This window comes from Mesorhizobium sp. M7A.F.Ca.US.014.04.1.1, from assembly GCF_003998745.1.
Classification (GTDB): Bacteria; Pseudomonadota; Alphaproteobacteria; order Rhizobiales; family Rhizobiaceae; genus Mesorhizobium; species Mesorhizobium ciceri.
Genome location: NZ_RZRW01000338.1, coordinates 1 through 6,484, shown reverse-complemented (window position 1 = coordinate 6,484; position 6,484 = coordinate 1). Strand labels below are relative to the sequence as shown.

The 6,484-nt window shown below is 60.7% G+C and carries 5 protein-coding genes and 1 pseudogene; 5 read left to right on the top strand and 1 reads right to left on the bottom strand.

Annotated elements, in window-relative coordinates:
• From EOA22_RS21175 to EOA22_RS21160, 4 genes are all read left to right on the top strand, one after another.
• Window positions 1–807, top strand: an 807-nt coding sequence (locus EOA22_RS21175; RefSeq protein ID WP_164755698.1) for a TolC family protein, incomplete at its 5' end; no start/stop codon positions are given.
• Window positions 808–846: 39 nt separating this feature from the next.
• Entirely contained in the window at window positions 847–2,979 is a 2,133-nt protein-coding gene (locus tag EOA22_RS21170; RefSeq protein ID WP_013529845.1) for a type I secretion system permease/ATPase, read from the top strand.
• Window positions 2,980–3,021: 42 nt separating this feature from the next.
• The gene (locus tag EOA22_RS21165; protein ID WP_063168901.1) at window positions 3,022–4,311 is read left to right on the top strand and encodes an HlyD family type I secretion periplasmic adaptor subunit; all 1,290 of its coding nucleotides are present in this window, start codon (window positions 3,022–3,024) and stop codon (window positions 4,309–4,311) included.
• Window positions 4,301–4,942 carry a ribbon-helix-helix domain-containing protein gene (locus tag EOA22_RS21160; RefSeq protein ID WP_024502654.1) on the top strand — a complete coding sequence of 214 codons (642 nt, stop codon included), beginning with the start codon at window positions 4,301–4,303 and terminating at the stop codon, window positions 4,940–4,942. Before EOA22_RS21165 ends, EOA22_RS21160 begins: the two co-directional genes overlap by 11 nt.
• A 49-nt stretch (window positions 4,943–4,991) precedes the next feature.
• Here the strand turns inward: EOA22_RS21160 and EOA22_RS21155 are convergent, their stop codons facing one another.
• On the bottom strand, window positions 4,992–5,921 hold the full coding sequence (locus tag EOA22_RS21155; protein WP_063168900.1) for a transglutaminase-like cysteine peptidase: 930 nt from the start codon (window positions 5,919–5,921) through the stop codon (window positions 4,992–4,994).
• A 323-nt stretch (window positions 5,922–6,244) separates the two neighbouring features.
• Between EOA22_RS21155 and EOA22_RS21150 the strand changes: the two are divergent.
• Window positions 6,245–6,484: pseudogene (locus tag EOA22_RS21150) on the top strand (hypothetical protein); the annotation flags it as partial.

The following is a 6,484-nucleotide window of genomic DNA, read 5'->3' as shown; positions in this document are numbered from 1 at the left end:
AAGATCCGCTTCTTCAAAACCGTCGGAAAGCCACTGACCAGCCCTTCGAGGCCTGGCGATGTTTCGGCCGCACTCCCGCGCTCGCTCGACGACGCGATAGGGTTGGCGCGGGAAAGCAATCCGCGCGTACACATGGCCAACAGCGACATCGACGCGGCGGCCTCCCTCGTGGACGCTGCGCGGGCAAAATTTGGCCCCTCCATCATCGCTGAAGGTCGGGCCCGGGCAGGAACCGACATTGACGGCGACGATGGCGACACCACCGACCTGCAGGCGCGCGTGGTCCTGCGCTGGAACCTCTACCGCGGTGGCATCGACAAGGCCAACGAGCAGGAACAGATCCGCCGCACCAGTGAACAGCGTCTCGCGCTGCATCAGGTCCAGCGCGAAATCGAGGAAGCCGTTCGCACCTCATGGGATCGCCGTTTCCGGCAAGCCGATCTGGCAAAGACCCTGAGGCAACAAGCCGCTGCCAATGAGAAGCTGGTTGCTTCCTATCGCGAGCAGTTCAAGGTCGGACAGCGCTCGCTGCTCGACGTGCTCGATGCGCAGAATACACGGTTCAACACGGCAACGCTGGCGGATACCGCTTCCTACGCATCGCTGTTTGCCCAGTACCGGCTCCTGGCCGCGACCGGACAGTTGCTGAAAACGATGAATCTCGAGCCGGCAAAGCAAGCGACGGCCTATGCACGCACCGAGTTCGCAGCACCGGAAACCGCGGACACAGAAACCTATGCGCGGACGCCATCGGAGCAGAAGAACGACCTGCCATTCGATATTCTCGCTCCGGTGAGGAAGAAATAGGACAGCACAAGGTCCAGCGAGCGTCCTGACGGGCAGATCGTGAACCAGCAACCCAACATCCTCTCCCCGAAGGAGGCGTTCAAGGCCTGCTTCTCGGCCGTTGCCGGATATCTCGGCAGGCCGAGCGCGGAGACCGTGCTGTTTGCCGGCGTGCCGCTCTCGGACACGCGAATTGCGGCCGACGACATCAGGCACCTTGCCGAACGCATCGGCCTGGAAGTCACCGAGTTCAATCATCGCGATTTTCTCAGGGGGCGTATCGACCTGCCGGCCATCGTCTTTCGCGTCAGCCAATTGCCCGTCGCCCTGCTGGCTCTAGGCGAAGGCGATGCGTATATCACCGCGCCCCAGGAAGACGGCCGCACCACGATCGGCCGGTCGGAACTGGCCGCCAGCTACATCAGCGGCGGCGCTTCCTTTTCGATCACCTATGCCAATGCCGCCGAGACCATGTCGGTCGGCTCGGCGGCCAGGATCGAGCGAAGACATTGGCTTACGGGGACGATGGGCGCTTTCTGGCGCACCTACTCGAAAGTCGTCCTGGCGGCGGTGTTCATCAATCTGCTGGCCATAGCCTCGCCGATCTTCACCATGAACGTCTACGACAGGATCCTGCCGAACAAGGCGATATCGACACTGTGGGTCCTGGCTCTCGGCATCGGTGCGGTCATCCTGTTCGACCTGCTTTTGAAGACGGCAAGGGCTTCCCTCATCGACTATGCCGGGCGCAAGGCGGATCTGCGGATATCCTATCTGCTGTTCGAAAAAGTGCTGAACTCGTCGCTTTCGGCGCGCCCCGGCTCGACCGGCGAATACGCAAACAGGGTCACGCAATATGAGTTCGTCAGGGAGTTCTTCACCTCCAACACCATAAGCGTGTTCATCGACACGGCATTCGTCTTCGTCTTTCTCCTTGTGATCTATGCAATAGGCGGCTGGCTGGTGATCATACCGGCGCTGGCCTTCGTGATGTCCGTCATCGTCGGCCTGGTCACCCAGCGCCGCATCGGCAAGCGCGTCGCCGCCTCGATGAACGAAGCATCGCAGCGCCAGGCCCTGCTGGTCGAATCGATCTCGACGCTGGAGACCATCAAGTCGCTGCGCGCCGAGGCGTATCTGCTGCGGAAATGGGGAGAGCACTCCAAGAACGCCGCCAACACGTCCGAGAAGATCAAGCAGCTTTCGGCGGCGGCGGGCAACATCACCCAGTCCATACAGCAGCTGGTGACCGTCGCCCTGGTCGTGGCCGGCGCCTATGCCTTCTCGGAAGGGCATGTTTCGACAGGAGCAATCATAGGAACGGTGATGCTGGCGAGCAGGGCCGTGGCGCCGCTCGGCCAGATCGCCATAACGTTGTCCCGGTTCCGCCAGGCCATGCTCTCGCTGAGGATGGTGAATTCGATCATGGCTCAACCGGAAGATCGACCCGACACGGTGGGCTTCGTCAACCGCCCCATCCGCAAGGGGGCGATGGTGTTCAGGAATGTCGGGTTTGTCTATCCAGGCTCGGAAAACGAAGTTTTGACCGGCCTGAATTTCTCGGTCAAGCCGGGTGAGCGGATCGGCATCATCGGCCGCATAGGATCGGGAAAGACGACGATGGGTCGGCTGGTCGGCCGGCTCTTCCTGCCGACTTCCGGTGAGTTGCTGCTGGATGGGATCGACATTCGCCAGTATCACCCGTCCGAGGTTCGCGCCGCGGTCGGCATCGTTGCGCAGGCCGGCGACCTGTTCTCGGGCACCATCAAGGAGAACCTCCTGATGGCATGCCCCGAGGCTACAGACGAACAGATCATCGAAGCGGCAAAGGCTGCCGGCGTCGATGATTTCGTTTCACGCCACCCGCGCGGCTACGACATGAATGTCGGCGAGCGCGGCACCAATCTTTCCGGCGGCCAAAGGCAGACGGTGGCGATCGCGCGCCTGCTGCTGACCAAACCGAAAATCGTCTTTCTGGACGAGCCGTCGGGCTCGATGGATCTTGCTTCCGAACGCCAGTTGATCAAGCAGCTCAAAGTCGCCTTTGACCGCGACACCACGCTGATCGTCTCCACACATCGGTTCAGCATGCTTGAACTGGCCGACCGCCTGATCGTTATCGAACAGGGCAAAATCGTTGCCGACGGACCGAAGGACCAAGTCATACAGGCGTTGCAGAAAACAAGCGCCTGACAAAACAATTATTGCTGCATCCAATGCGTTGGGGCGTGGGAAATGCTTGCCAGGGAAGATCGGCCGCCGCTGTTTGCGTCGGCGTCCATATTCATCATCGGAGCGCTCTTCGTCGTTTTTGTCGCCTGGGCGTCCTTTGCCGAAGTCGATGAGATCGCACGCGGCGACGGCAAGGTCATACCTGCTTCCAAGACCCAGATCATCCAGGCGAGCGAGGCCGGTGTGGTTCAGGAAATCGCCGTGACGATCGGCCAGGTCGTCAAGAAGAACGATCTCATCATCCGCCTGGACAACACGCTCAACACGTCCAGCCTTGGCGAGCAGCAGGCCAAGGCGCGCGCGCTGGAAGTGCGCATAGCAAGGCTGAAATACGAACAGGCCGGCAATCTCTCGGGCCCATTTCCGTGCCCGCAGGACATCCAGTCGGTCGCTCCGCAAATCTGCGACAATGAACAGAAGCTGCTCATCGCCCGGCGCGGGAACTTCGACAACAAGCTGTCCGTGCTCAAGTCACGCCTCGATCAGCGCGAGAAGGAACTTGCCGAGGCGGAGGCCAATTCCGATCGTCTTACCAAGAACCTGGCGGTCAGCGACCAGGAGGCAAAACTCGTCGACGCGATGGTCAAGAAAGGCCTGATGGCAAGGACCGAGCAGCTCCGGGTAGAGCGCGAACAGACCGAACTCAACGGCCAGCTGAACCTTGCCGGCGAAACGATAAAGAAGATCAAATCGTCGATCACGGAAGCTCAGCTTCAGGTCGAGGAACTCGGCCTGCAATTGCAGCAGGAGGCGTTGGACGACCTTACCCAGGCGCTGGCGGACCTTTCGGTGGTGGATGAGACCATAAGGGGAGCCACCGACAAGGTCGCGCGCACCGATATCCGGTCTCCCGTGGACGGCATCGTCAACACGCTGGAGCTGAACACGGTCGGCGCCTTCGTCCAGCCTGGCGCCGTCGTGGCCGGCATCGTGCCAACCTCCGAAACGTTGCTGGTGGAGGCACGGGTCTCGCCGCGGGATGTCGCCTTCATCCGGCCCGACCAGGAAGCCCTTATCAAGGTCACCGCCTATGACTTCTCGATCTTCGGCGGCATCGAGGGCAAGGTCTCCAACATCACAGCCGACAGCCTGGTCGATCAGAAAACGGGGGAGCCCTATTATCAGGTGCGCGTGGCGACGGACAAATCGACCCTTCAAAGAGACGGCAAGGCCTATTCGATCATCCCCGGAATGATCTGCTCGGTCGACATCAAGACCGGGCGCAAGACGATCCTGCACTACCTCCTGAAGCCGATCAACAAGGCGCGCGAGGAGGCGATGAGTGAGCGGTAGCGCCAGCCCTCATCATTCCGATCGCGAGCGGCTGCTTGCGCCAGTCGCCGCCGAGGATTTCGGGCTGGAGTTTCGGGTCGTGGCGCGCGGTGGCATACGGCGCGGCATTCGTCTGGAGCGGGCATTCTGGATGTCGCTGAAGCAGATGGCCGAAAGCAGGAAGTGCACGATCGGCATGCTCATCGACGAGATCGCCGAAAGCCAGGCCCAGACAGGCAATCTGACATCCGCGATCAGGGTGGCCTGCATGCGTGGGTTGGGGGACGAAAACCTGACCTTGCGAAGGCTTGCATCGATCAACACCATCAACGCCATACTGGTCGCGTGCCCGTCTCCGGCCTTTGCCCTGGCTTCTTCGAAGAAGATCCTGTCGTTCAACGCGCCGTTCCAGCAACTGGTCAAGCGCCAATTGCCGATCGCCCCAAGCGATGACGCACGGCACGACCTCAAGCTGGCGCTGGACCTCAATGTGGCCGACATCTTCACGCGGCTCGACGCCAATGGCGAATCGCCGGTGGCCACCGGTTTTGTCATCGGCGCGGGTGACCGTCGATACCGGGGGCAATTGAATGCGGTGCGGGCCCCGGTGCTCGAGCCGGAGCTGCTGATGGCGTTCGTCTTCGGCGGCTGAATGCCCGCCAGTCTTTGGCGAGAACCTATGGCTTGGACTGGCCGAAACCCTATGGCTGAAAACCTTCGCCGGGTGCGACGGTTGCGAAACCGCCCTTGATGTCGGCCATCTGGGCGCCGCCCGGTCTTGAACCGTGGATCCAGGCCCGGTCCGTGCTGAACGAATAGAGCGGGACGTAATCCGGGAGATCGCTGTCACGCATAACGGTGTTGCTGAGGCTGTCGAGAATGAAGGTGCCGCTGCCTGTGCTCACCGACAGCACTGCGTGAAAGAAGCCTCTCTTGCGATCCTGGAGGACGACAAGCGCCATGCTTTGCGTCGGAATGCCGGCCCTCAGCAGGGCCGTCATCTTGAGGATGGCAAAATCCTCGCAATCGCCGGCTCGCCGCTCGAGAATCTCCGAAGGCTTCGCCCAATAGTCGAGCTTGCCGTAGACGACGCTGTCTTTCCTGTAGGCGATCAGGCGATTGACGCTGCTGTTGACGAAGGACAGCTTCTCGCTGAATCCCTTGCCTTGAGCGGCAGCGATCATGCCGGCAAAAGCCGTGCTCTTGTGCTCGCAGGGGCTGCCTGCCGAACAAGCGGTGATTGCCCGGTAGACAGGCGCCCAGCGCGCCGCGACGGGAAAATTGCGCATGGACAAGGCAACCGATCCGAAGACCCCTGGAATAATCGACGCGGTCTGCACCGGATCTATCCCGGCGTCATCTCGCGCCGTTGACGAGCCGTCCCCGCGGCCGACATCCGGGCCATAGCTGCCGGTGACCATGCCGATCCGGTAAGCGTCCGCAGGCTGCCAGGGCTGGGGCCTCGTCAGTGAAACACCGCCGAGACAGGGCGGCGTCTGGACCTTCTCCTGGGGCCTGCCGGGTGCGGGGATATCGCTGGCGAATGACGGCCCCGCCAGGCCGACAAGCCCGATTGCCAGCAGGAGCATCTGGAGCCCGGTTTTCCCCGGAACCGATTTTTGCTTTTTCATAACGCCCACCTTTGACTGTGGACGCTACCAATCTTGTCTCAAATTATTGGAAAGGAAGGTGGATAAATATCCAGCAACTGTCTTCATCTATTTTATTTAAAATTTTATTCAATTTTATACTTCGATTTACCAAAATATCCCGGCCAGTCCTCCGTTAGGGAAGCCTCCGGAAGCCACCATATATCAGGTTATATTGTCGCGGTTTACCACGTGTAAAAAATGCCGAGCAATGCATATCATAGTATATGAAATAGATTAGGGGGCAGTTGCAAAGTAGAAATGGCCGCTGTCTCTATCCGGTAAATATCGGAGGGGTTTCAGCCATGACGAACAATATCGAGTTGGACAGCTTTTCGGGTTCCTTGAACGAGCATTCCGCGTCCAGTGAACACGGCGATCAGGCATCGCCGGCGGAGATCCGGGTCGCACAGGCAAATTCGACGCAGCAGGCCGCACCGGCAGCGTCCGAACCGGTGCCGGTCGATGTCGGCGGCGGAGCGCCCGTCAAGCCGGAAGCCCCCGCGGAAGCGAAGACGCTGCCGGCAGCTGCGCCGCACGAATCT